Here is a 26615-nt window from a genome sequence, read left to right as displayed (position 1 = left end):
TGGGTGACAGTTCGTTCTGCCTTACTCCGTTGCCCCTTGGTTCAAATCCCGAATTTGTGTCACGGCATTTTCCATCGCGGCTTTTGGATCTGCATTGTTGTTCCAGATTTCCGGAAGCGCAGCGTTAACAGGAGCCCAAACGTTAGCCATTTCCGGAATGGAAGGCATCGGCTGGGAGTTCTTCGCTTGCTCAGCAAAGACGGAAACGAAAGGATCGTTTTTGATTTGATCGGTTTCCAGCGCTTCCAGGTTCGTCGGTACGGCGCCGACTTTTTCGTTCAGCAGCAACTGAGCATCTTTCGTGGAAGCGAAATGAGCGAACAGTTTAGCTGCATTCGGGTATTTCGTGAAGGAGTTTACGACCCAAATTTTAATACCGGAGAAGGTGATCGCTGTTTTGCCGTTGACGGAAGGATATAGAGCAAGACCCAGGTTGTCGCCGAGAGCGGCTTTGTATCCTGCCAATTCCCAAGGACCGTTGATGTCCATTGCCACGTCGCCTTCGTTAAACAAGCTGCGTTTGATGTCCGGGTTGATGTCGCCGCTGTTGATCGGCAGAGCTTCTTTCAAGCTTTGGAACACTTTCAAGCTTTCGATCGCGCCATCGTTAGCCAAACCGATGTCGTCTGGGTTCGTACCGTTATCGCCGAACAAGTAACCGCCGGTGCTCGCAATAAACGGATAGTTGAAGTACATGTTGCCGACTTCCCACATGATGCCGTATTTGTTTTTGGATTTGTCGGTAAACGTTTTGCTGAATTCCAGAACGTCTTTAAAGTCTTTAGGCGGTTCCGGAACGAGCGATTTATTGTAATACAAAGCCATCGTTTCGGCAGCTCTTGGATAACCGTACAGAACGTCGTCATAGGTTGCACCTTGAATGGAGGCTTCTGTATTGTTCTTCGTCGTTTCTTCGGCGAATACATCGTTCGGCAGGATCAAGCCGGAAGTCGCTGCGTTCCCCAAGTGGTCATGAGGGACGATCAGCACGTCGGCCGCCAGACCGGACGGTCCGTCTTGCGTCAATTTCCCGATTTGGTCGGTTGGCGATACTTCTTCAATTTTTACAGGTACGCCGTATTTTTCGGTGAATTGCTTCGCGATTTCTTCAGTGAACACTTTCTCTTCTTTACTATCCCAAATGAGCAGCTCAGCGCCCTCTTCCGGAACGATCGCATCAGCGGAAGCGTTCTCCCCGGCACCGGTATTCCCCGTATTTTCAGTCTGATTCGCCGGAGCATTTGCACTTCCGTTGTTGCCGCCGTTGTTGCCCGCTCCGCAAGCCGTGATCGAAACAACCAAGGACAGCGCCGCGATCAAGGTCAATGCCTTTTTGAACTTCATGACTATAACCCCTCCTATAATTATAAAGACGTGATGCGCAAACGTTTTCAGAAAATACTTGAAACTATTTTTCCTCCACGACTTCTTCCTGGGATAGTTTAGTATTTCCCGCCCGAAAGCGCTTTATCCATGAACTCATGATACATCATACCTATGAAGTTGTAAAAACGTTTGCACAGAGAATAAACGCGGGTTAATCATCCTCTTCCTCTGTTTTTCTTACGTTTTCTCTAATATTCGCACTTTTTATATATTCCCAACTTTGTTGTGCGCCAAGTGAACATTGCATATTTGCGCAAAATTTTCACGATTTATCAGCACAATCTCCTATTTCATCGTTAGGTTATCATCTATCGTCTGCTTTCCCCTGAACATTACTTTCTCCCGTCTTGTGCAATGGTTTGAACAGTGTTATAATCCGGATCAATGAGAGCAATACTAGCTTTGCCGTTCGGTTACACAATTTGAAGGCACTGTTATCGAAAGGTACATCCTCGGCCCGTTTCTCCGGCTTGGATGTGCTTTTTTTGCTTCCAAAGCAAGTGGATACGGGGGCCTGGCGGACAAAGCTGTCCACAATCCACTAGGAGGGATTCATCATGTTACTTGAAGCGGTCTATCATCGCCCTAAGCTGAACTGGACTTATGCTTACGACCACAAAACGCTTCATCTGCGCTTGCGCGCCAAGAAGAACGATCTCACTGAGGTCTATGCCTTTGTGGGGGACAAATACATGTGGGATCAAAGTAAAGAACTGATTCCGATGACCCTGATGATCAGCGACGAGATGTTCGACTATTGGGAATGTACCTACCAACCGCCGCTGCGCCGAACGAGATACGGCTTTCTGCTGAAGTCCGGCGACGAGCAGATCTGGATGACGGAAAGCGAGTTTACGAAAGAGCGTCCATCTGGCCCTGAGCGGCTGTTCGAATTCCCGTTCATCAATCCGGTTGACGTCTTTACGCCGCCGGCATGGGTGAAGGATGCCATCTTCTATCAAATCTTCCCTGAACGCTTCGCCAACGGCGACCCAAGCAACGATCCGAAGGGCGTATTGCCTTGGGGCGGCAAACCGGAGCGCGATAACTTCTTTGGCGGGGATTTGCAAGGCGTCATTGATCACCTCGATCATTTAAGCGAGCTTGGCATTACGGGTATCTATTTTACCCCGTTGTTCGAAGCGACAACCAACCATAAATACGATACGGCCGACTATATGAAGATCGATCCGCATTTCGGCGATATCGCTACGGTCAAGAAGCTGGTTCAAGCCTGCCATGAGCGCGGGATCAAGGTGCTCTTCGACGCCGTATTTAACCACTCCGGCAGAACCTTCGCCCCTTTCGTTGACGTGATGGAGAAAGGCGAGAAATCCCGTTACAAAGACTGGTTCCATGTGCGCGAGTATCCGCTGCAAGTGAAGGACGGCGTGCCTAGTTACGATACGTTTGCTTTCGAGCCGCTGATGCCTAAGCTGAACACGGAAAATCCGGAAGTAAAAGAATACTTGCTGAAAGTCGCTGAATTCTGGATTAAGGAAGTGGGCATCGACGGCTGGCGGCTGGACGTTGCCAACGAAGTAGACCATGCCTTCTGGCGCGATTTCCGTAAAGTCGTGAAGGCGGCCAACCCGGATGCCTACATCTTGGGCGAAATCTGGCATGAGTCCTCGGCTTGGCTGCAAGGGGACCAATTTGATGCCGTGATGAACTATCCGTTCACCGAAGCGGTGCTGGACTTCGTCGTACGCGGCACGTTGGATGCCGAGGGCTTCGCGAATGCGATCGGCAAGCAGCTGTCCCGTTATCCGCTCCAAGCAAGCGAAGTGGCGTTTAATCTGCTGGACAGCCATGACACGCCGCGCTTGCTCACACTATGCGATGGCAACAAAGCCAAAATGAAGCTGGCCGCCCTGTTCCAATTTACGTACAGCGGAACGCCTTGCATTTACTATGGCGACGAAGTTGGTCTCGACGGCGGACCGGATCCGGATTGCCGCAAATGTATGGAGTGGGATCCTAAACGCCAGGATCGCGATTTGTTTGCGTTTTATCAGAAGCTGATCAAGGTTCGCAAGCAGCTGGCTCCGCTGCGCACCGGCAGCCTGAAATTCCTGCTCGCCGAGAAGGGCGGCTCGAAGCTGGCTTATGAACGCGTACTGAACGGGGAGAAAGTACTTGTCCTGCTCAACAACTACGATGCCGGACAGACCTTTACGATCCCTGCGGATGGGAAAATGTGGCGCGACACCTTCAGCGGGCAAACCTACAACACGGCGGACGGCAAACTTGCCGTTAAGCTACCAGCATACGGTTATGCAGTATTAACGCAAGCATAATCTACAAACTGCTTTTTATACCTGCGGTCGGCCCTAACTCGATGAGAAAATGGGCCGGCCGAATTCTTTTTTAAGAGTAAAACGTTTGCGCAAAAATCTCTTGATTTTCCTGCATTGAATGCCCATTTTCGATGAGAATATGAGGAGCTTTCAGCGGTGTTATACGGGGTTATCCCTAGATTCTCTATTTACTTTCAGATTTCTTTAGATTAATATTACAGTGTAAAGCAAACGGTTCCACAGAGGAGGTTTTTTATGGCTGTCACCATCAAGGATGTTGCCAAAAAGGCCGGAGTATCGCCCTCTACCGTGTCCCGGGTGCTGTCCAATCATCCCAGAATCAGCGAGGAAACCTCGCGTAAAGTAAAGCTCATTATGGACCAGCTTGGCTATCATCCCAACATTATGGCCAAGAGTCTGGTCTCCAAAACGACAAATAGCATTTGCATCCTGCTGCCAAAGTCCGCCGAGGAATTGTTCTCCAACTTCTTCTTCATGGAACTGATCCGCGGCATTGTGACCCAAGCCAGCCGCCTGGGTTATGACGTGCTGATCAGCTCCGGAGCCAATGAGAAAGAAGAAGTCGAAAGCGTCTCCAGACTGCTGAACGGACGCCGGGTGGACGGGGTCATCTTACTGTATTCCCGGCAGAACGATCCCGTGATCGAATTTCTCCATAAAGGCGGTCATCCCTTTGTACTCATCGGGCGCAGCGAGGAATATCCTGATATTTTAACGGTGGATAACGATAATATCCAGGCGTCGTACGACGCCACAAAGCATTTGATCGCGTTAGGACACGAACGGATCGGGTTCGTCAGCGGACCGCCGGAGCTCGTTGTTTCCAAAGACCGGTTGAAAGGCTATCAGGATGCGCTCAGAGATGCAGGCTTAGAGTGCCGGCCCGAATGGATTGTCGAAGGTGAGTTTTTGCAGGACAGCGGCTATCGGGCCATGTCGTTCTTCATGAATCTACCGAACCGTCCGACGGCCTTGGTCATGATCGATGACGTCGTAGCGTTTGGCGTGCTCCGCGGCCTGCATGAGCTGAAGTACAAGGTACCTGAAGACTTATGCCTGGTCAGCTTCAACAATATTCCGTTGTCCGAGCTTTCAACGCCGCCGCTGAGCAGCATGGATATCGGCATTTACAATCTGGGCTATACGGCTTCGCAAGTGCTGATCCAAGCGGTTCAGAACAACGGCGACAAGGTGTATCCGAAACGGCAAATTATTCCGCATCGGCTGATGGTTCGTGAGTCGTCCATGTATTCGGTTCCCAAGAAGCCTTGAGGCAACAGGTTGCATTAGACATTGGAGAAAAAATAAACGGAAGCTCACGCTTCCTTTATTTTTCACGCTTTGTTCAAACGTTTGCGCTAAATCCACCATAGAGGAGGTTCGTTATGAATCCCATTCAAGCTTGTTTATTTGATCTCGACGGCGTGCTCGTGGATACCGCGAAATACCACTATCTCGCCTGGAAACGGCTGGCCGCCGAGCTCGGCTTCGAATTTACCGAACAGGACAATGAGAAGCTGAAAGGCGTCAGCCGCATGGCCTCGCTCGACATCTTGCTTAGCGTGGGCGGCCTTCAACTGGAAGACAACGTCAAGCAGGAGCTGGCTGAACGCAAAAATAACTGGTATGTCGAGTACATCTCCCAAATGGACGCGTCGGAAATTCTGCCGGGAGCGCTGGAGTTCTTGCAGCAGTGCCGGGAAAACGGATTGAAGACCGCGCTAGGATCAGCGAGCAAGAACGCCCCGATCATTTTGCGGAATACCGGGCTTACCCCGTACTTTGACGCGATCATCGACGGCACTCGCACCTCCAGCGCCAAGCCCGATCCGGAAGTTTTCCTGCTTGGCGCTGCGGAGCTGGGCGTTGCCCCCGAAGCGTGCGTCGTGTTCGAGGATGCGGAGGCCGGAATTGAAGCGGCCCGCCGTGCGGGCATGCGCTGCATTGGCATCGGTTCGCCGGATACGCTGGGCAAGGCGGATCGGGTGGTCTCCTCGCTGGGCGACGTTTCGGTCGCCATGCTGCAGCAATTAGCCGCGAAATAAGCGCAGTCAACACTAGGGCCCTAGGGCAGCTTCGCAGGAAGCACAGCTCGCCTTGCTTTAATTTGTGCGGGCCGCGTGCGGCGAATACCTCTCGTTCTTTTTTTGCATAATAATCTATTCGAAATGACTAAAGGAGCGGTTAGCGTGAAACAGTATTTGAAAGTGGATCCCTGGTCCATCCTGGAAGAATCGTTTGATCCGGCGAATCATGAAATTTCGGAAAGTATTTTTAGCATCGGCAACGGTTATATGGGCCAACGCGCGAATTTTGAGGAGCAGTACAGCGGCCCTTCCCTGCAAGGCAGCTACATGGCCGGCGTGTATTATCCGGACAAAACCCGGGTGGGCTGGTGGAAGAACGGCTATCCGGAGTATTTTGCCAAAGTGCTGAACAGCACCAACTGGATTGGCATTAACGTATTTGTGGACGGCGTAGCGCTGGATTTGGCCGAATGTCAGGTGAAGGATTTCGTCCGTGAGCTAAACATGAAGGAAGGTTACCTCTACCGCCGCTTTACCGCCGTGATGAAGGACGGCAAAGAGCTGGCTGTGGAAGCGCTGCGATTCGTCAGCATCGTACGTCATGAGATCGGGGCGATCCGCTACGCGGTAACGCCGCTCAACTTCAACGGAGAACTGCGTTTTGCGCCTTACCTGGACGGAGACGTGATGAATAAGGACTCCAACTATGAGGAGAAATTCTGGCTTGAGGTGGAAAAATCGGCCGGTACCGACGTCTCCTACTTAACCGTAAAGACGAAAAAGCTCGACTTCCACGTCACCTCGGTGATGGCGTTTGACGTGGAACAAGGCGGGAAACGCCTGGAGCTGGCCCCTGCGTTCCACGAGCAGGAGAAGTTCGTCTCCGCCGAAGTGGCCGTGGCAGCGGTCTCCGGTGAGACGGTAACGTTGTATAAGTATGTTGCCAATGTCACCTCCCGCGATCATGGGCTTGGCGAGTTGGTGAAAGCCGGCAAGGCCGCGCTGCACTCCGCGAAAGAAGCCGGTTTCGATGCCCTGAAGCGCGAGCAAGCTGAAGCCTGGGCGAAGAAATGGGAAATGAGCGACATCATCATCGAAGGCGACGTTGCGGCGCAGCAGGCGATTCGCTTTAATATTTTTCAATTAAACCAAACCTACAGCGGCGAGGACGACCGACTGAACATCGGGCCTAAAGGCTTCACCGGGGAAAAATACGGCGGCAGCACCTACTGGGATACGGAAGCCTATTGCTTGCCATTCTACCTCAGCACGGCGGAGTCGGATATCGCTCGCAATTTGCTGATTTACCGCTATAAGCATCTGGAGAAAGCGAAGGAGAACGCCCGCAAGCTTGGCTTCACCAAAGGCGCGCTCTATCCGATGGTGACGATGAACGGCGAGGAATGCCACAACGAGTGGGAAATCACGTTTGAAGAGATCCATCGGAACGGGGCGATCGCTTATGCGATTTATAACTACGTTAACTATACAGGGGATAAAGCATATTTGGGCGAGTATGGCCTGGAAGTGCTGGTGGAAATCTCCCGCTTCTGGGAAGAGCGCGTGAACTTCTCACAAGCCAAGGGCAAATACGTCATGCTCGGCGTAACCGGCCCTAACGAATACGAGAACAACGTCAACAACAACTGGTACACGAACCGGATTGCCGCCTGGACGCTCGAATACACGCTGGAAGTGCTGGCCGAGCTCAAAGTCCAAGATGCCGCGCACTATGCAGCGCTGGTGGAGAAGCTGGGGCTTCAGGAGTCGGAAACGAAGCAATGGCAGCACATCATCGACAACATGTACTATCCGTACGATGAGGAGCGCGGCGTGTTCTTGCAGCAGGACGGCTTCCTTGATAAAGAACTGATGCCGGTGAAGGAACTGGATCCGAAGCAGCTGCCGCTGAACCAGAACTGGTCGTGGGACCGGATTTTGCGCTCGTGCTTCATTAAGCAGGCGGATGTGTTGCAAGGCTTGTATTTCTTGAGCGACCGTTACGACCTGGATACGAAGAAACGTAACTTCGACTTCTACGAGCCGATGACCGTTCACGAGTCCTCCCTCTCCCCTTGCGTGCATGCGATTCTCGCCTGCGAGCTCGGGTATCAGGAGAAGGCTTACGAGATGTACCTGCGCACCGCGCGTCTGGACCTCGACAACTACAATAACGACACCGAAGACGGCTGCCATATCACCAGTATGGCCGGCACCTGGATGGCGATCGTGCAAGGCTTCGGCGGCCTGCGCGTCCGGGAGGGCGAGCTGGTGCTGCGGCCGTTCATCCCGTCGCACTGGACCTCGTTCTCGTTTAAGGTGATGTTCCGCGGCGCCCGGCTGAAAGTCAACGCAACCGCTGACAGCATCATCGTCTCGAACGAATCGGATACTCCAGCAGCGATCCGCATTTACGACCAAAGCTACACGGTCGATGCGAACAGCCAAGTGCAAGCGAAGCGCCTGGAGCCTTCGGCGCTGAGCTGAATTTATTGAACCAACCCCCATGGCTTTGCCGTGGGGGTTGGTTTTTGGGGGCGCCCGGCGTTGCGGGGGCCCCAGGGAATAATAACGGTAATAAGTTCCCTTATTTCCGGCGATTGAGCTTCATTTGAACAAATAGCGGTAAAAAATGGCCTTATTTCGGTCCGGCAGGAGCAAAAAGCCCCATTTGGGGGCTCCTGCGGGAGAATAAGGCCATCAAATACCGCTATTTTGTTCAAATGGGGCGGCTACGCGGAAATAAGGGTCAAAAATACCCTTATTTCCGCGTAGCCCGCTAGCGCCCGGCCGATCCTCACCCGGCCGCGGCGCTAAACCAAGGGCAACGGGGCTCACGCCCCTTGCCCTTGCGCGGTTACCGCGGGACGGCGAGTACGACGACGCCGACCCCGCGCACCTCCAGCCGTGCCCCGCCGGCTGGAGGCCCCCCTGCTGCAGCGTGCGCCGCCGCTGCAGCCTCAGCGCTCGCGCCCGCTTCCAGCGCGAGCACGTGCTCGCCCCCGAACCGGACCTCCCACGGTCCGAGGGCGGGCAGCTCCAGCGACAACGCGCCCGGGTTCGCGTTGTAGAGCACGTACAGGTGGCGGTCTGGATCGCCACCCGCGTGGTCGCGCAGCGTAAACGCCACGGCGTGCGGCGGCGCTGCCTCAAAGCGCAAATGCGCGCGGATCTCGTCCGCCGTCTTCAGGCGGAACGCGGGATGCGCCTTGCGCAAGGCGATCAGGCTGCGCATATAGGACACGTCGTCCTGATGCGCAGCGCAGCGCTCCCAATCGAGCCAGTTGACCTCGATCGGCGATTTATAGCTGTTCTCCACGCCGCCCTTCGTGCGCATAAATTCTTGACCGGCGTGGAGGAACGGGATGCCCTGGCTCGTCAGCACGATCGCGGAGGCGAGCCGGTGCATCGCCCGGCGTTCGTCGTCCGAAACGCCCGGCGTGGACAGCTCGATTTTGTCCCATAACGTATGGTTATCATGGCACTCCACATAGTTCACCGATTGAACCGGTTCCACCGCAAACTGCCGGAGCTGGCCTCCGTCATAGTTAATTCCCCCGGCCACGCCGCGCTTCACCCCGTCCTCGAAGCCGTCGCCGGCGCTAATAAAGCCTTTGCGGTCAAAGATAAAAATATCCCCTTTTACCGAGTCCCTCAGCCCGTCGTTAAACATACCGATGCCCGGCAGCTTCCCGGCGTTGTCCTGGTTGGCCCGACGCTCCTTGGAAAGCACCGTCTCCATCATCCAGCCTTCGCCGATCGTCAGGATCGTCGGATCGATCTCGTCCAACCGCCGGCGGATTTCATTCATCGTTTCGATGTCGATCAGTCCCATCAAATCAAAGCGGAACCCGTCAATATGGTATTCCCGCACCCAGTGCAGGATCGACTCAATCATATATTTTCTCATCATCGGCCGTTCCGAAGCGCACTCATTGCCGCAAAATGCCCCGTCCGAGAACGTCCGATCCGACTTGTACCGCAAATAATAACCCGGCACGAGCTTGGTGAAATGAATCAGATACCCGTCATAAACGTGATTGTACACCACATCCATAATCACTCGAAGTCCGCGAGCGTGCAGCGTTTGGATGAGACGTTTCAGCTCAAGGATCCGTGCGGCTGGGTTATACGGGTCCGTCGAGTAAGAGCCTTCCGGCACATTATAATTCTGAGGATCGTACCCCCAGTTGTAATGGGGTTCATCCAGGCGGCTTTCATCCACGCTTTCCTGCGAGTAATCAAAGATCGGCAGCAGTTGCACATGCGTCACGCCAAGTCCGGCAATATGGTCGAGCCCCGTTGGAATGCCGTTCGGCCCGCGAGTACCTTCCTCGGTTAAGCCGAGGAACTTCCCCTTTTCGCGGATGCCGCTTCTCGGGTGAATCGACAGATCTCGAACATGCAGCTCATAAATCACCGCATCCGTCGGCGAAGCCAGCGGAGGCTTTTGATCGTTCTCCCATCCTTCCGGATTGGTGCTGCGCAGGTCAAGGATCGCCGCTTTTTTCCCGTTCACGCCCACCGCTTTCGCGTAAGGATCAACTGCCTCGTTCCACTGCTCCCCAACCTTCACACGATACGTGTAGAATAACCCCCCGCAATCTTCCGGTACCGTTAAGGTCCACGTTCCTTGCACATCCCGCTTCATGGGCAGCTCATTTACCGGCGTCCCGTCCTCGGTTTCGTACAGAATGACTTTGGCTTCGGAGGCGGTGGGGGCCCACAAGCGAAAACGAGTTTGTTCCGGGGTATACACCGCTCCTAAATCATCACCATCGTATACATACAGCTCGTCAAACTTCGCGTCAAATACCGAGATTCCCCCGGTGACCGCCACATCTCCGTAATCGATGGTGCCGTGGAATTCTTTTTGTACTGACAACGTCCTCACTCCAATCCCGTCAAATTCGGCAGCACGTCTTCCGTATAGGTCCGAGGAATTTCCCCAAGCTCTAGGTAAGGGTTAAGTCACTGTGCCCGGTGCAGACAATTCCCGTCAACAATGTTGTCCATGCGCCAAATCCCCGCACCTTCTATGCTCATTCATCATATGGTCGCTTTTCCCCGAAACGTTCCGCAGGCTGGTGGCAGGAACCTGTAATCATCTTCCCCATCAGGCGGTTTCAAATATTCATGACAACGTGCGCCCTGTTGGTTCCCATTAGCCAATGCTTCTCTTTCCGTTCTCTGAAAAAAACATCTGCGTCCAATGTAGAACCTTTTTTGCGCCCTAACGTAAACGTTTACTTTCCTGTATGTGCTGGATTATATCACCGGTGCTAAGACTTGGTCAATCGTTTGCACAAAAGGTGGAATTACACTTGCGGTCGCTTGGTTTACCCCTTTACCGCTCCGGCCGTCATGCCAGCGATAAAGTACCGCTGCAGCAGCAGAAACAGTAAGATAATCGGGACAACAGCGATCAACGAACCTGCGAACACGATGCCCCATTGCGTCGTATATTGCCCTTGGAAATTGGCCAGGGCAATCGGTAACGTTCTTTTCAGTGGATCATTGATGATGGTTAGTGCCCAGGGGAACTCTTCCCACACGGTCAGCGCGTTAAAGATCGTGGCTGGAACAAATGCCGGCTTGGAGAGAGGCAAAATGATGGAAGCGAATAACGTCCAGGCGCCGCCCCCTTCCATCTCCACCGACTCATCAATGTCACGGGTTATGGAATCGAAAAAGCCTTTAAGCAAGAAAGTTGTAAACGGAATGGCACCTGCGGCGTAGACAACGATAAGCCCCCACCGTGAATCGAATAAACCCAACTGACGAATCAGGACAAACTGGGGAATCAGCAACGTCAAACTTGGGATGACCAAGCCTCCCATAATAATTGCAAAGCTTAGGCTTTTTCCCTTAAAGTCAAACCGCGAGTAGGCAAAGGCTAACATGGAAGACAGCAGAAAGATAAGCGCAAAGCTAGCCAAGGTCACCAGCAAGCTATTCAACAAATATAACGCGAAATTTTGACTTCCCCACGCTTCTCTAAAATTGGACCAGGTCATTTCCGAAGGCAAAAAGCGAGGCGGAAACTCAAATAACAGCGTCATGGGTTTGAGAGCGGTTAGCAGCATATACACTAAAGGGTAAATGGATATCAGTCCGCCCGCGACAAGCAGGGCGTAGATGCAAAATGTTTTCAGCGAGCGCATATGGTTCGCCCCCTATTCCTGTTTGTTCAGACGGAACTGCACAGCCGTTAATCCAGCAATGATCACCGCAAAGACATAGGATAACGCCGATGCGTAACCCAGATCATATTCGGAGAACGCCTTCTGATACATTCTCGTCAACATCACTTCGGTCTGATGCAACGGTCCGCCATTGGTAATGAGGTACACGGATGTAAACACATTAAACGCACCGATAATTAACATCATTTGGATAAAAAACGTCGTGTTTCGAATCGATGGCAGCGTGATATAACGGATCTGGTTCCACGCATTGCAGCCGTCTAAAGAAGCCGCTTCATATTGATCTTTGGGTACCCCTTGCAGCGCGGCCATGTAGATAACCATCGCCCAGCCAACCCCTTTCCAGATCCCAAGGGCTCCGATCACGATCAAGGCTTTTCCCGGTTCACTTAACCAACTGATCGTCCGGTCCGTCAGATGAAGGATATCCGTAATGGCATAATTCAAAAAGCCCTGATCGGCAAAAACGTATTTAAATATTAACGAGGCAACGACCCAAGACGTAATGACCGGCAAGAAGTAAAGCACCCGAAACGTCTTGGTACCGGGGCGATTCTGATAAAGTGCATAGGCGACCAGAAAACCCAAAATCATTTGGCCGGGTACAGAAATGATCCCGTAGATAAAAATATTTCGTATCGAAATCCAGAACACTTCATCCCCGAACACATGCTTATAGTTATCCCATCCCACAAATTCAAGATGATTTATGTTCGTGAGCCGAAAATCATAAAAGCTGTAGATCAAATTCCGGATCAACGGGTAGAGAATAAATAAGGCAAAAAATAAAAATCCGGGCAAAAAGAACAAGTATCCGGCTGCTCCGTTTTTTTTGCGCATGTCATGTTGACTCCTTCGTAAAAGGGAGCGCCTCCCGTACGGAAAACGCTCTCCTGATAATGGACTACTCCTTCAACAAAGCATCGATGGCACGGACTGCCGCATCCAGCTCCGTTTTTACATCCGCATCCGTCATGAAAATTTTACTCATCGCATCATTAATCACGCCGTCGATTTGCGGCCAAGCACTAACCGGCGGGCGAGCTTTAGCCGTCTTCAACTGTTCAAGAAACGGTGGATAATAATCGATCGCCTTGACATCGGCATTCTCCATTGAGGCGAGGTTAACCGGAATTTGTCCGATCTTGCCCATCTCGATCTGAGCCTCTTCCGACACCATGAACTTCACGAATTTCCAGGATTCCTCCTGCTTGTCTTTACTAAAGATCCCGATATCCTCTCCGCCCAACACCTGAATGGAGCCCGCCGATCCCGCCGGAAAAGAAGCCATTTCGACGTCGAAATCAGGGAATTGCGATTGGAACTGAGCAACCGCCCACGGGCCTTCCGCCATCATGGCATAGCTTCCGCTCGCATGACCTTCCGTAACCGCTACATCTCCCGGCTTAAATCCGGAAATTTGACCGGCGTTGTAGGCGTTTTTAAGTTTCGTCAAAATTTCTACCGAAGCTGGGCTATTCAAATAACCGTCAGCCGTTGTGAAGTCAGGCGAGAGTACATCCCCACCGTTGCTCCAAATCCACGGTAAGACGTTCCAGCCTTGAAGGGCCGGTTCACCGAATCCCCAGCTTTTTTCATACTTACTTTTGATTTTACCCAAAGCCTCAAAAAACTGTTCCGTGGTTTCAGGCGCTTGCTCTACACCGCTTTGCGACAGCATCTCCTTGTTCCAGAACAACACCTTGGTATTCGTATTGAGAGGAAGTCCGTAATAGTGATCGCCTACCTTCGCTGTAGACAGCGGGCCTTCCAGCAAGCTGCCGGCAACCTCGTCAAAATCTTCAAATTCGTCTAACTGTTGCAGCAATCCGCTTTTCTGGAACTCCGGCACCCAGATAATGTCCAGCCGGGCTACGTCCGGCAAATCGCCAGCGCTGCCGCTGATCTGCAGCTTCTTATGCAGGTCTTCCCAAGTAAAGGCAACAGGGTTAACTTTAATCCCGGGATTTTCCTCCTCAAATTTCGGAATAAGCACCTCTTTTAACGTCTTCTCTTCCGGAGATGCAGTACTATAGTGGTGCCAGAACGTTATAGTGACCTCCTTGCCCGGCTTCGCATCCGAGCTTGTCCCGTTCGCCGTCTTTTGGTTCCCCTTGGAACCGCAGCCCGCCAAAACCAAGGTCACGGCGAGTAAAATCGGCAATAACTTGCTCCATTTATTTATCATAGATTGATCTCCTTAATTCTGTTTTTGGAAAAGAATCGTATCTCCGGGACCGATGAATTCAGGCAAGTTCCCGGTATCCTGCGAATGATCCATTGTATAAGCGCCAATCAAGTCAAACTGCTTCATCACGACGTCCAAAGCTTGCCGGTCCTGCGAAAAATTGATTAAAAGCACCGCTTCTTTGGTTTCGGTGTAGCGCCGAATGACGTAACACTCCGAGTCTTCCCGGTATCTAAGCTCCGTGTTGCCGTGCTGCAGTACCGGATCGGTTGTTTTACGCCGAATCCAGGTGCGGAACTCTCTTAACAACTGCGGTTCGGCCTCGACGAGCTGCCAAGGCATGCTCCCGCGGCAGCCTGGGTCATTCTCCCCGGTCATTCCCAGTTCGTCCCCGTAATAAACGGTAGGATTCCCCGGCAGGAAGAATTGAAGGGCCAGCAGTTGCTGTAGTTTGCTTTCATCCTTCCCGCAACGCGTCAAGATTCGTTCCGTGTCATGGCTTCCTAGCAGGTTAAACATTTGATTTAGTTCAGCCAAGGAATAACGATGGAGTAAACTCACAAGTCTGGAATGGAACTCCGCAAGCAGGATGGAACGATCCAGACAGTAATCGAACAGAATCGTTCGCAGCTCATAGTTCATCACGCTGTCCACGCCGCCAGACGCCATCAGGCGCTTGGCATCATCCCAGATTTCTGCAATAATGATAGCGTTAGGATTTAATTTCTTGACACAGGATTTCAGCTCCCGCAAAAAGCTGATTTCCACCTCATCTGCGACATCGATTCTCCAGCCGTCGATGCCCGTCTCCTTCTGCCAAAAGGAAACGATATCGTATACGTACTGCTGAACTTCGGGATTCGATGTCCGCAGCTTAGGCATCCATTGATAATAACCTACAGAATCGTAACCGTCTTCGCTTCGGTGAACCGGGTACCGGTTAATATAGAACCAATCTTTATATACCGAAGCTTCTCCTTTTTTCACGACGTCCTGAAAATATGGATGATAGAACCCGCAATGATTGATTACCAGGTCGAGAATCACCTTGATATCGCGTTCGTGGCATTTTTGGACAAGCTCTTGCAGATCTTGTACCGTCCCGAATTGCGGATCGATTTGAAAGTAATCCACGGTGTCATATTTGTGGTTCGACGTAGCCGCAAATATCGGATTTAAGTACAGCGCATTAATGCCAAGCCCGCTCAGGTAATCCAATTGCTTGATGATTCCTTGAAGATCACCTCCCATATAATTGTCCCGCGTTGGCACGCTCCCCCAAGGTTCCACAGATTCCGGATCATTCTCGGGATCACCGTTACAGAAACGTTCAGGGAAGATTTGATACCATACACGGTTCCCAATCCATTCCGGAGAGTTCACCATGTCGCGATCTCCCGCATAGGCATACGAATAGCTGCCTCTGGTTCCTTCCGTCTTACATAATCCCTCAGCACCCAGCCAGTAGGATTCCCCCTTTGCAGCAAACTCGAATTTATATTGAAGGTACCGAATGCGAGATTCCATACCCGTCAATATCGTGCGATAGTACTTAAATTCCCCCGATTCCGCCCATAACGTCATCGCTTGCTTCCGAATACCATACTCCGGCTTATATTTATTCCAATAGTTTAGCGTGACTTGATTCGCATCAGCAGGGAGCTTTAGGCGAACTTCCAATTCATTCAGAGAAATTAGGGTAGCATCTACTACCGGATCGTGATACAAATATTGGGTCATCAACTTATTACCTCATTATGTTTAGTTTGTTCGATCATTTACCGATTTGCGTTGGAATCGAGATAAACGGCGGTACCCCCGATTCTTTATTCATCCGCGAAAACAGCATTTGCGCCGCTTGCTTCCCCATCATTTCCAGATCGATTTCTACGAAATGCACCGGGTATTTCAAGTATTTGGACATCGGAAAGCTGTCAAATGTAGCTAAAGCCAGCTCGGCCAAGAGAGGATTACCGTTCTCCCAGTCCAAGATTTCGAAAAGCTGTTCATGCGTACAGCAGATCAGAGCATCGGGCCGTTGCGCTTCCGATCCAGAGCGAGGGGAATCGTAAAGCTTTTTCAAAAAATCGGCATGCTCGATCACTTGAGGTTCCAAGTGGTGTTGACGCATCGCTTCATGGTAGCCGTTCAGGCGATCACCCAGAAATTTGTCCCTCTTGGCGGCTGATCCGCCGGCATAAATCATGATGTTGCGACAGCCCAAATCGATTAGATGCTCGGTCAGAATCCGACCAGCCTGAACATTATCGATATCTACCCAAGGTGCGTCCGCTTGCTTCAGCGTATTTTCGCCGGATACGACAAACGGCATGTCATGTTTGGTTAGCAATTCATAATTCCGCTCATTAAGCAGCGTATTGGGGATAATGACACCGTCAACCCGGCGCTCAACCACCACCCGCTCGAATGTTGATCTGCCGTTCTTCCCATCATGATCGCTCATCATCAGAAACATGTGATCGTGATTGTATACGACCTCTTCAATCCCTTGAAGGACTTTGTAAAAATACGGGTTAGCATAGGCCTGTTTATTGGTGTAATCAAAACAAAAGCCGACCGTAAACGTCTTCTTCGTCGCCAATCCGCGCGCAATGGAGTTGGGGACATAGTTATACTGCTTCATGATGTCTTCGACTTTCTTCCGAGTTTTCTCGGAAATGTTCCGATTCCCGTTGATCACCCGGGATACGGTCGCCTTGTTAACACCCGCCAAAATCGCAATTTCTTGAATAGTTATCTTAGACACGATTGATCTCTCCTTAATCTGCAACCGGTTGCATAACTCATTATACAAAACGCTTTCATTCTTGGCAAGCCTGGTTTTTTTAACGAACGAAGGCAAAAAAGTCGCTCAGGCATGTACTCCATCCTGAGCGACTCTTTCATAAACCATGATTTACAGCTTAAGCCGCCTCTCCCCCGATATACTCCAAATCCTCCAGCATCAGATTCGCGAAGCTCTGCTTCATGGTTAATCCGCTTTGGACGCTGATCGTGATCTTCAGCGCCTTGAGCCTGATATCGCGCTCCAGCGGGGTTTTGGCCTTTTGCAGCGAGGTGATTTGGGCTTGCAGGCTGGCGGCCGTGCCATGGGTCAAGAAATAGCCGTGATCTTTGCCCAAATCCACCAGCTCATCCAAATGCGCGATATTGATCGTAACCTGGAACGTAAATTCGACCGACTCAGTATGTCCCGCCGCATCCGTTGCTTGGACCGTCAGCTTGTGCGTTCCAACCGATAAAGAGAAGGGAACGATTTCGGCTACGCCCGTGATGCTGCGTCCGTCAAGCCGGTAAGCCGTTGATTTCGGCCCGCTGACCGCGTCATTTACGGCGATGTTGAAAGGAACACTTGGGGCAACTTGGAGCACTTGGTAATCCCCTGTAAACGTCACTTCTGGTGCCAGACGATCTACATTAATATACAGGGTCTTCGGCGCTTCCTCGTTACCTGCCCGATCCACGGAGCGGTATTCGATCGTATACTTCCCGTCGTTTGACAGTGTAAAAGGCTCAGCATACTGAATCCACTCCCCGCCGTTCACCCGATACTCAGTCCGTTCCAAACCGCTGCCGCCTTGATCCTCTGCGTACAAAGCTACCGTGACTTCCATCGGATTATAAACGTCCGCCCCCTCAACCCCGGCGACATCGCGCTCCGTCACCGGAGCCGTTAAATCCGCCTCGGTCGCGCTTGGTACGACATGAGCCAAGGCAAGCGGCTTCAGCTGGTAGGTCCCTCGGTATACCGAGGCGATACCGCTGATATTCACGCGGGTACCTTCAGGGTACAGCGCCAAAAAGGAATCCATCGTCACTCCGGTTCTACCATCAAACCGTACTCGGGTCGAACTACCGTCATCGCGGACGGCATTAAATTCAAGAGAACCCGCCGGAGTCGCAGCAACGACATCCTGCACCACTACGTTGGTCAAGGTGATCATCTGTCCTTGATTCGCCTCCGTCACCGCATCCTGAACCTGCGGCTGCGGCAGCGGAGCTGTCCCCAGCTTCTCGATCAGCACCGGATTCTCCAGCTCAACTTCCCCGTTGTACAACGTACGGGTTGCGCTGATACGGATAAGGTCACCGGCATGATAACCCGCTGCTGTTTGGAAGACGTAAATGCCTCCCGTTTCATCCTGCAAATAGAAGCCTTGACCGCCAAACACACCCGGTTCGGAAGTAATCACTCCCTGAACCGTGACGACCGTCCCTTCCGCCGCCTCACGTGCTGCGGCAATTGTGCCCAGCTCCGGCACCGTCGGATGATCGCCTGGCAACGGCTCGGCATCCACATTCGCGATCTCGACCTGCTTCGTGAGTTCATTCGCGCTGCCTTTTTTCAAACGTAAGTTAGCGCTTGAGGCCGTTACCCCCGGCTTCAGTTGCACGGTCAAATCCTTGGATGCATGCCCCAGGGCATCGCCCGTCAACGAAAACGCCGGGCTGTAATTGTAATCCGACCAGCTGCCGTCCGCATTCTTGAACCGGGCGATCTGTTCACCGCCGGCCAAATAGATGCCTACCCGCAAATCGGACACCGTCTGTCCCGGCGTTAAGCCGTCTGCGGTCACGCGGATTTGGAATTCCTGCTGGCTTGGCAGCTGTGCTTGATGGACGAAGGCAAACGTTGGCTCCGTTTCCGGTGCTTGCGACGAGCCGTACGAACCCGGCTTAAACGTAGCCGGATCATACCATTTATATCCGGGGGCCGGCTGCGCCCACGGCTCTGGCTGCGGTTCGGTGGTGGCGGCCGGCTCCTCATCTGCGTCCAGCGCAGTTGGCGTATCCAGCACCAGTCCCGGCACCTGATCAAAAGAGGTGTAGCTCTCGTCATGCGCCAGCCATTTCACCGTTTGCACCAGGAACAAGCCGTCGTCCACTTCCTTGAAGCCGTCATAGGTCGTTTTCTTTTGGCCGTTTTCTTCCCGTACATACTTCGGGGTTGCGTCTTCAACCGGCGAAGAGTCACCGATAAAAGCGGCTTTACCGAGACCCAGCTTGGCGATCGCCGCATAAGGGCCTTCCGCCCGACCGCCGCCATTATAGACGCCTTCGTCAACGGCATTGCCCCATGCCGGAACGCCAGTCGGGACATAGACAAGCCCTTTGGCTTTGTTCGGATCGAGAATCGCTACGGTTGACCCGGCATGCGTGGCGACAGCTTCCACTCCCGCCGTGATACCAAAAGATTGCGACGGGCTGACGATATCCGTTGCATTGACGTCGCCCAAGGCGTTATAGCGGAAGCGAACGCCAAAGTTGTCAGCTAACCAGTCGGAGCTGCTCACCCCATGCATCGCTGGAGAATTGGCCTCTTCAGCCGTCATCCCTTTGGCTGGATTTTCGTATGCCCCGCGGCGATAGCCGTTAAATACCTCTGAGGCGTCCCAGCGGTTCTTGTTACGGTCAGCATTATAATGGTCGGAGATGAAAAATACGGCGCCGCCATTTTCCACGTACTGCTCCAAAGCCTCCTGCTCAGCTGCCTTAAACGGAATGTTCGCTTCAGGAATCACAAAGACGTCATAAGGCTCTAATGCCTCGTAGGTAATGGCCGTTTCCCCAAACGTATACGGCATCGGGCGTTCCAGCGACTCTACCGTAAAACCGGCCGCCCGCAGCCCATCGGCAAAGTCGGAAAACCCGCCATCGATAACCCAATCCGCTGCGCCGGCGGTTTGGCCGTGGGCGTTGTCAAACAGCACCTTTTTGCCGGTGCCGTCCGGAAGCTGCGGGATGTCGCCCGGATCCGGATCTTGACCAGGGTCCTCACCGGGATCCTCGCCAGGCTCTTCTCCAGGATCTTCACCCGGATCTCCCGGCTGGTCCCATAATGAAATCGCGGTTACGCTTTTTAATCCAGCAAAATTGTTGTACGCCGCCAGCGACCCCGATACGATCACCGACTTCCCGATCAAATCCGGGTTGCTTTGCAGGCCGAACTCGGCTCTGAAGCCGGAAGGAATCTGTACGTCGATGAGCTTCGTTTTGTCCTGTTCCCCGGCCGTATCGGCAATCAGGAAGTTAAAATCGTTGCCGAAGGGCGCTTCAAAATCCGCAGTAAGCGATCCCGTCGCATGGCCCACAATGATGCCGGCCACTTCCACAGCTTCGCCGCTGTTCCCCTTGGCGATCGCTTCAGCGACGCTGAGCGGAGCGGCAGCGATCTGCAGCAAGGCCTCTCCGCTGTTCGATGCTGCGTTAAGCTGCGCGCCTGCCCCGGCCCGCGATACATCGACCGTTAAATCGGCAGGCTGGGCTGCCGCCTGTGGTGCCCATCCCGGCAGACCGGTTACGACCAATGCGCCGGCTAATAAGAAACCTAACCATTTCTTGCGCCAAGCGTTCGCCTTGCCCTTACCCATAAATCATCGATTCCTCCCCATGCGCTTGATTTTTATTGGACTACCTCCTCATCATACTTATTTTAAAATTGAACATTATTTCCTGTCGATTAAAATTATGTAAAATCAATCCGCCAAAGCATGAACATCAACGATTCACGAAGAACAAAAAACGGGCACTGCCCCCGTTTCAAGGACTGTACCCGTAATCTTATGTGCTCCTTACACTCCCGCTTTCTCGATCATTCCGCGGGCGATCCATACTCCGGCCGCTCCCGCCTGGGCTAAGCCGCGGGTAATCCCCGCGCCGTCACCGCCGCAGAACAAGCCGCTGATCTCCGTTTCCAGCGATTCGCTCAGCTTCGGACGGGCCGAATAGAACTTCGCCTCCACCCCGTAGAACAACGTATGCTCCGAAGCAATCCCCGGCGTCACTTTATCGAGCGCCTCGACCATCTCGATCAGGCTCTTCATCGTATTGTACGGCAATACCAGGCCGAGATCGCCCGGCACCGCTTCCTTGAGCGTTGGCTCCAGGAAGCCTTCGGCAATCCGCGCAGCTGTGGAGCGGCGTCCGCGCAGGATATCGCCGTATTTTTGCACGATGACCCCGCCGCTCGACAAATCGTTGGCCCGCTGGCAAATTTCCCGCGCATACTCGTTTGGTTTATCAAACGGTTCGGTAAACCGATGCGATACGAGCAGCGCGAAGTTGGTATTCTGCGAACCAAGCGCCGGATCTTTGAAGGAATGACCGTTGGCCGCCATCACGCCGCTGTGGTTCTCGACGACGACATGTCCGGAAGGATTGCTGCAGAACGTGCGCACTCGCGTGCCAACCGATGTATTAAAAATAAACTTGCCCTCATACAAATGCTCGTTGATCTCCCGCATCACCACATCGGAAGTTTCCACACGAACGCCAACGTCCACCTGATTGTTCGTCATCTTCAGACGGCGTTTCTTAAGGATCTCGGTCAACCAAGCGGAACCGTCCCGGCCTGGAGCTACCATCACCAGATCGGCTTCGTACGTTTCGCCGTTCTTCAGTGTGATCCCGCGGACTTGGTGGCTTCCATCGATTTTTTCCGTGATCAGGTCTTCGACTTCTGCCTTGAACAGCATATCAATGCGCGTGTTGAGATATTCGTAGATCGATTTCAGGATTTCCAGATTCTGCTCGGTCCCCAGGTGCCGCACCTGCGCCCGCAACAGCTTGAGCCCGGCGGCGTATCCGCGTTGTTCGATCTGTCGGACCGCTTCCGTCATCGGATCGGTGATGGTGGTTGTCGCCCCGTGCTCCAAGTTGATCGCATCGACATATTTAATCAAATCCAGCACCTTGGACGGCGCGATATAATCGCTCAGCCAACCGCCGAATTCCGTCGTGATATTAAATTTCCCGTCGCTGTAGGCTCCGGCACCGCCAAATCCAGCCGTGATCGAGCAGGCCGGCAAGCATCCGGCAAACTCCTTGCGCCCGGCCGCAGGCGGGCAAAGCGTAATCTTCTCTTCCAAGATTGGGCAACGGCGGCGGTAGATATCATGCCCCTTGTCCACCAGAAGCACCTTCCAATGCGGCGCTTTCCGGGTCAGTTCGTAACAGGCGAAAATCCCGGCAGGGCCGGCTCCCACTACAATGACATCGTATTTGCTCATCTGTATCCTCCTGAGATGATTATCATTCACATCATAAACCAAAAAATTCCTGACCTCTCATAGGTATGCGAATGCACCCTATTCGTAGTCAGGAATTTATGGTTCCTTGTAGAGACCCTCAATCCATATTATTGAGGATATACGAACTTGTTCTTTAATCTATGGACTTGTTTGTGTTTTGGAACAACCTGAGTATAAGCGGGATAAACGGATAAGTCAAGCCTAATTTAAATTTAATATTCGTGTTTTTTACCAAAACAAAAGAAAATAACGTGGATTTTTTCACAACGACTGCTAAAAACACGAACATTAACACCTAATCCGCCCCGCGAGCGGGTTCGCATGAACGGGAGAGTTTATTGTATAATAGTGATAAGATTCACGCCATTATATTAAATTATCGAGGAGTAGATGCATCGAATGGACAGTGACAGGTATTTGGTTTTAAATGTGGTTTTGGTCGTCATTCTTATCGCGTTAACGGCGTTTTTCGTCGCGGTAGAATTTGCGATCGTTCGGGTCCGGGGCAGCCGGGTCGACCAGTTTGTGGCGGAAGGACGGAAGGGTGCCGTCGCCGTCAAGCAGGTCACCTCCAACCTGGACGGATTTTTATCGGCTTGCCAGCTCGGAATTACGATCACCGCGCTGGGACTCGGATGGCTGGGTGAACCAACGGTGGAGCGCATGCTGCATCCATTGTTCCATAGCCTGAAAGTACCTGAGACTGTTGGCAGCGCGCTTTCGTTTATTATCGCGTTTGTCGTCATCACGTATTTTCACGTTGTTGTGGGTGAGTTGGCCCCTAAGACCGTGGCAATCCGCAAAGCCGAAGAAATTGCCATGATTACAGCCAAACCTTTGATTCTTTTTACGAAAGTCATGCGCCCTTTCATCTGGGCCCTAAACGGTTCGGCCAACCAGCTCGTGCGCATGTTTGGCATTAAGCCGGCCTCCGAACATGAGGAAGCGCACTCGGAGGAAGAACTGCAGATCATCATTAACGAGAGCTTCGAAAGCGGCAAAATTAACCAAAGCGAATTTGGCTACGTGAATCGGATATTCGCATTTGATAATTTGCTCGCCAAGGAAATCATGGTACCTCGCACCGATATGGTGTGTTTATATACGGACAAGACGCGGCAGGAGAACTTGGAGATCATCCGGGAACAGCAATACACCCGTTTTCCGGTTGTTGATGGCAGCAAGGATAACGTCATCGGAATCGTAAATACGAAACAGTTCTTCTTGGCTTATGATCACAATCCAAATCTGGATTTTTCCGCTTTGCTGCAGCCGGTGATGGCCGTCTCCGAAGTAACTCCAGTGAATGAGTTGCTGAAGAAGATGCAGAAGGAAGGCACCCATATGGCGATCCTGATCGACGAATACGGAGGAACCGCTGGTCTGGTTACACTGGAGGATATTCTCGAGGAGCTTGTCGGGGAAATCCGCGACGAATTCGATAAAGAAGAGGAAGATCCGATCGTCCAGCTCGACGAATCGCATGTGGTTGCCCTCGGCACGGTGACGGTGAATCAGATCAACGAAGTGCTGCTAACCGACCTGAGCACGGAGGAAGTGGATACCATTGGCGGCTGGCTCTACGGCAGAAACCCGTCTATGGATGTCGGAGACACGCTGGAGCATGAGGATTTAACCTTCACATTGCTGGAGAAGGAACCGCATCGCTTTAAGAAACTCGAAATCGTCAAACACAGTTCCTAATGAAAAAAAGAACGCGAGCAAGCAGAGTAAATCTCTGCAGGCTCGCGTTTTTTGCGTCTAACCGCTAGGTCGATCCGGAGCACACCTGCTTCGCCTTACCGCGCAAGGCGCCGCCGCAGCTCCGCCACCTCCTCGTCTCCCGGCAGCTCTTCCCCATACCTCGTTTCATAGTACAGTTGGAGCAACGGATCAACTGCAGCTTCCAGCTTGATCTCTTCCACCAATTCCTTTGGGGTCAAATAGGGCTTGAGCGAGACCCCCCGCTGACGTTCCTTCCGCAAAAATAGTCGGTACAAAAAGCGGACGCGCTCTCGGTTATCCCTCATGTCCTCCCAACGTTCGGCTGGCTTCCCGGTACGCAGCAGGCGGGCGCCAATCCTGCGCCAGCCTTGCAGTGCCGATTCCCAAGTCAATAAACTCGTCTCCTCGTCGCGGTAAGCAGCTGGCTCCGGCGCGGCGCTTTCCCGGCGCAGCAAGTTGAGCAGGCGACTGATCGCTTTGCGCCAGTAACCCCCGGCGTTCTTATACAGCCAATACAGGACGAAGCCCAGCAGTGCCGCCAGGAGCAAGCCGCCAAACACATAAAACGCATAGTTCAAAATTTCCGACAGCAACCCCGGTTCTTGGGGTTCCGCTGGCAGCATCGGCTCCTGCGGCGGAGTTACCGCTTCCGGCTCTTCCGTCGGCGGAAGCACAGGCTCCTGCGGACGGGTTAACCAACGCACGATCGCTTGAAGCAATCTCCACAGCAGGCTGCCGATCCAGCGACCAACGCCGGCCGCCAGCAACAAAGCGGCAACAACGATCACGCCGACAAATAAGCGGTTATGGCGGCGGAGACCAGCAGGCAGCCGCTCTCCCGAGTCACCGGATTGCGAACTGTAGCACAGAAACTGATGGTTCGTCACGAACAGAGCCGTGGCCAAGTTGATTACGCCGGCCCAGGTGATGAGCGGGACCGTCGCTTGAAGCGCTTCGATTCGCGGGAAGAAGATTCCCGCTAAGAAATAGAGGCCAAGCCCAACCCAGTACAGCCGAAAATGGCGCTGGCGATTCCGAACCGTCAGCCCTTGCAGCGAGCAAAACACCCCGGCGGCAAACAGCGCCACCGTTTGCAACAGCGCAACGACGGTGGAGGCTAGCGCGGGCGTCTGGCCGGCCGATGCGGCGTTACCGAAGCCAAGCGCGCTCGCGCCCCCCGCCCAAGCGAAGGCGGCCGCGGTATACACCGCGCCAAAGGCGAGGGCCGCAGCCCCGCGCTGCCACAGCTTACGCAGCCGGGTGCCAAGCAGGACGCCGGCCAGCGAGAGCAACGGCAGCAGGCCAAGTCCCGCGACCGGAAGCTCCGGCGGCCGAAGGAACGACGCGAACAAGATCCATGCCGGCAGCAGCAGCACGTATTCCATCAGGCAGGTGAGGCCAAATCGCAGAGCCTGCACCAGGTAAGCGGATTCATTTTGATGCGGGTCTGCGTATTCGCCCTTGTCGTTCATCCCGTCATCCCTCCCGATATGTTCCTCCGATGGCCGGCTCCGGACCCTATTCCGACACCTATCCGAACGAAAAGCTCTCCTTCTTCTAGATTCATCATATCACAGAGGAGGGGGCTGCGGGCGTCGTTTATCCGAGGCTCCCCCCAAAAAAGAAGACCGATGGTTCACTGTAGTTGGTTCGCTGGATGAGCAGTGGATTTTTTCTCGCTTCCATTTCGAATTCCATCATCTCTACTAATCCATTATATAGCGAATATCGCGGCTCCCACCAGAGGATCTCCCGAACTTTGCCGTTATCAAGCACACTCTGGTCAATATCCCCCGGCTGGGCGGGACGGAATTGCGGCAGCACATGGCGGCCGGATATCTCCGATAAGACCCCCAACGCCTCCAGAATAGAGATACCGCGCCCGCTGCTGACATTTATAATCTGACTGCCTGCGCATCGCAGCGCCTGCACGTTCGCCTCTGCGATATCCTTCACATAGACGAAATCCCGCGTCTGCGAGCCATCTCCGTACACCTCCAGAGGAAGGCCCGCAATCAGTCGTTCGACGAACGCGGTCAGCACTCCATCCTCACCGGTACGCCGCTCCCGTATCCCATAAACATTGGCATACCGAAGGATCGAATACTCCAGCCCGTAGCGCTCGCTAAACGATTGGATATACATCTCGGAAACCCGTTTCGACACACCGTAAAAAGACAAAGGCTCCGGTCGTTGCGACTCTTTGATCGGCAAATGGTCTGGATTCCCGTACACCGCGGCCGATGACGCAAAGACAATCCGCCGCACTCCGAAACGAATGCATTGCTCCAGCAGTTGGATCGTCCCCAGGATATTCGTCTCGGCGTCGGCCGTTGGGTTTTGCAAGGAGCGACGGACACTGGTTTGGGCTGCAAGGTGAATAACGGCATCCGGTCGTTCCTCGGCAAAGATCAACTCCAATTCATCGGACATAATGTCCGTCGCGTAGTATGTAACCAACTCATCTTTTTTCCTTAGATTCCCGGGCAACCCGGTATCGACCACCACCACCTGCTCCCCCTCTTCCACCAGCCGCTTGACTGTGTGGCGCCCAATAAACCCCGCTCCCCCCGTGACTAGCACTTTCATCGGCTCGACTCCCCTATTCCCTAAAAAAATATCGGCATTCGCCCCATTTCCACCACCTTATGTAGGTCTAGTCCGAAATAGACTTGGTAAAATGCTGGAATTTCGTCATTTTTGCACGCATT

At 52.9% G+C, this 26615-nt stretch carries 16 protein-coding genes and 1 riboswitch; of the genes, 5 read left to right on the top strand and 11 right to left on the bottom strand.

What is annotated here, in order from left to right:
- Positions 1-21: 21 nt before the first annotated feature.
- Positions 22-1344 (bottom strand): sugar ABC transporter substrate-binding protein, encoded by a 1323-nt coding sequence (locus tag U9M73_RS20235; RefSeq protein WP_323078857.1) that lies wholly within the window; start codon positions 1342-1344, stop codon positions 22-24.
- 599 nt (positions 1345-1943) lie between these two features.
- Here U9M73_RS20235 and U9M73_RS20230 point away from each other — a divergent pair.
- From U9M73_RS20230 to U9M73_RS20215, 4 genes are all read left to right on the top strand, one after another.
- Positions 1944-3686, top strand: coding sequence for an alpha-glycosidase (locus U9M73_RS20230; RefSeq protein WP_323078855.1), 1743 nt, complete (start codon positions 1944-1946; stop codon positions 3684-3686).
- A gap of 255 nt (positions 3687-3941) precedes the next feature.
- A complete protein-coding gene (locus U9M73_RS20225) occupies positions 3942-4979 on the top strand; it encodes a LacI family DNA-binding transcriptional regulator (protein ID WP_260070499.1) in 1038 nt (345 codons plus the stop codon).
- Positions 4980-5092: 113 nt separating this feature from the next.
- Positions 5093-5752, top strand: coding sequence for a beta-phosphoglucomutase (gene pgmB / locus U9M73_RS20220; protein ID WP_260070500.1), 660 nt, complete (start codon positions 5093-5095; stop codon positions 5750-5752).
- A 144-nt stretch (positions 5753-5896) separates the two neighbouring features.
- Positions 5897-8221, top strand: a complete 2325-nt coding sequence (locus tag U9M73_RS20215) for a glycoside hydrolase family 65 protein (protein ID WP_260070501.1) — start codon at positions 5897-5899, stop codon at positions 8219-8221.
- 370 nt (positions 8222-8591) lie between these two features.
- Here the strand turns inward: U9M73_RS20215 and pulA are convergent, their stop codons facing one another.
- The 8 genes from pulA to U9M73_RS20175 form a co-directional block, all read right to left on the bottom strand.
- Entirely contained in the window at positions 8592-10619 is a 2028-nt protein-coding gene (pulA, locus tag U9M73_RS20210) for a type I pullulanase (RefSeq protein ID WP_323078849.1), read from the bottom strand.
- A gap of 454 nt (positions 10620-11073) precedes the next feature.
- Positions 11074-11898: a carbohydrate ABC transporter permease gene (locus U9M73_RS20205; protein WP_323078847.1), complete on the bottom strand. Its 825-nt coding sequence runs from the start codon at positions 11896-11898 to the stop codon at positions 11074-11076.
- A 12-nt stretch (positions 11899-11910) separates the two neighbouring features.
- A complete protein-coding gene (locus tag U9M73_RS20200; protein WP_323078845.1) occupies positions 11911-12780 on the bottom strand; it encodes a carbohydrate ABC transporter permease in 870 nt (289 codons plus the stop codon).
- A 64-nt stretch (positions 12781-12844) separates the two neighbouring features.
- Positions 12845-14128, bottom strand: a complete 1284-nt coding sequence (locus U9M73_RS20195; RefSeq protein ID WP_323078842.1) for an extracellular solute-binding protein — start codon at positions 14126-14128, stop codon at positions 12845-12847.
- A 12-nt stretch (positions 14129-14140) separates the two neighbouring features.
- Positions 14141-15868, bottom strand: coding sequence for a glycoside hydrolase family 13 protein (locus U9M73_RS20190; RefSeq protein ID WP_260070506.1), 1728 nt, complete (start codon positions 15866-15868; stop codon positions 14141-14143).
- 34 nt (positions 15869-15902) lie between these two features.
- Entirely contained in the window at positions 15903-16895 is a 993-nt protein-coding gene (locus U9M73_RS20185) for a LacI family DNA-binding transcriptional regulator (RefSeq protein ID WP_260070507.1), read from the bottom strand.
- Positions 16896-17052: 157 nt separating this feature from the next.
- Entirely contained in the window at positions 17053-20520 is a 3468-nt protein-coding gene (locus U9M73_RS20180; protein WP_323078839.1) for a DUF6359 domain-containing protein, read from the bottom strand.
- 201 nt (positions 20521-20721) lie between these two features.
- Positions 20722-22158: an NAD(P)/FAD-dependent oxidoreductase gene (locus U9M73_RS20175; protein WP_009223923.1), complete on the bottom strand. Its 1437-nt coding sequence runs from the start codon at positions 22156-22158 to the stop codon at positions 20722-20724.
- A gap of 65 nt (positions 22159-22223) precedes the next feature.
- A riboswitch (purine riboswitch) is annotated at positions 22224-22323 on the bottom strand.
- A 255-nt stretch (positions 22324-22578) separates the two neighbouring features.
- Between U9M73_RS20175 and U9M73_RS20170 the strand changes: the two genes are divergently transcribed.
- A complete protein-coding gene (locus U9M73_RS20170) occupies positions 22579-23883 on the top strand; it encodes a hemolysin family protein (protein ID WP_323078836.1) in 1305 nt (434 codons plus the stop codon).
- A 95-nt stretch (positions 23884-23978) separates the two neighbouring features.
- Here U9M73_RS20170 and U9M73_RS20165 read toward each other — a convergent pair whose 3' ends face one another.
- Together U9M73_RS20165 and U9M73_RS20160 are read right to left on the bottom strand one after the other, a co-directional pair.
- The gene (locus U9M73_RS20165) at positions 23979-25376 is read right to left on the bottom strand and encodes a DUF4129 domain-containing protein (protein ID WP_009223921.1); all 1398 of its coding nucleotides are present in this window, start codon (positions 25374-25376) and stop codon (positions 23979-23981) included.
- Between the two features lie 127 nt (positions 25377-25503).
- Positions 25504-26493: an NAD-dependent epimerase/dehydratase family protein gene (locus tag U9M73_RS20160; RefSeq protein ID WP_323078832.1), complete on the bottom strand. Its 990-nt coding sequence runs from the start codon at positions 26491-26493 to the stop codon at positions 25504-25506.
- Positions 26494-26615: the final 122 nt, after the last annotated feature.

The organism is Paenibacillus phoenicis, from assembly GCF_034718895.1.
Lineage (GTDB): Bacteria > Bacillota > Bacilli > Paenibacillales > Paenibacillaceae > Fontibacillus > Fontibacillus phoenicis.
The sequence above is the reverse complement of the archived record's forward strand: the minus strand, read 5'-3'. Positions and strand labels throughout refer to the sequence as shown.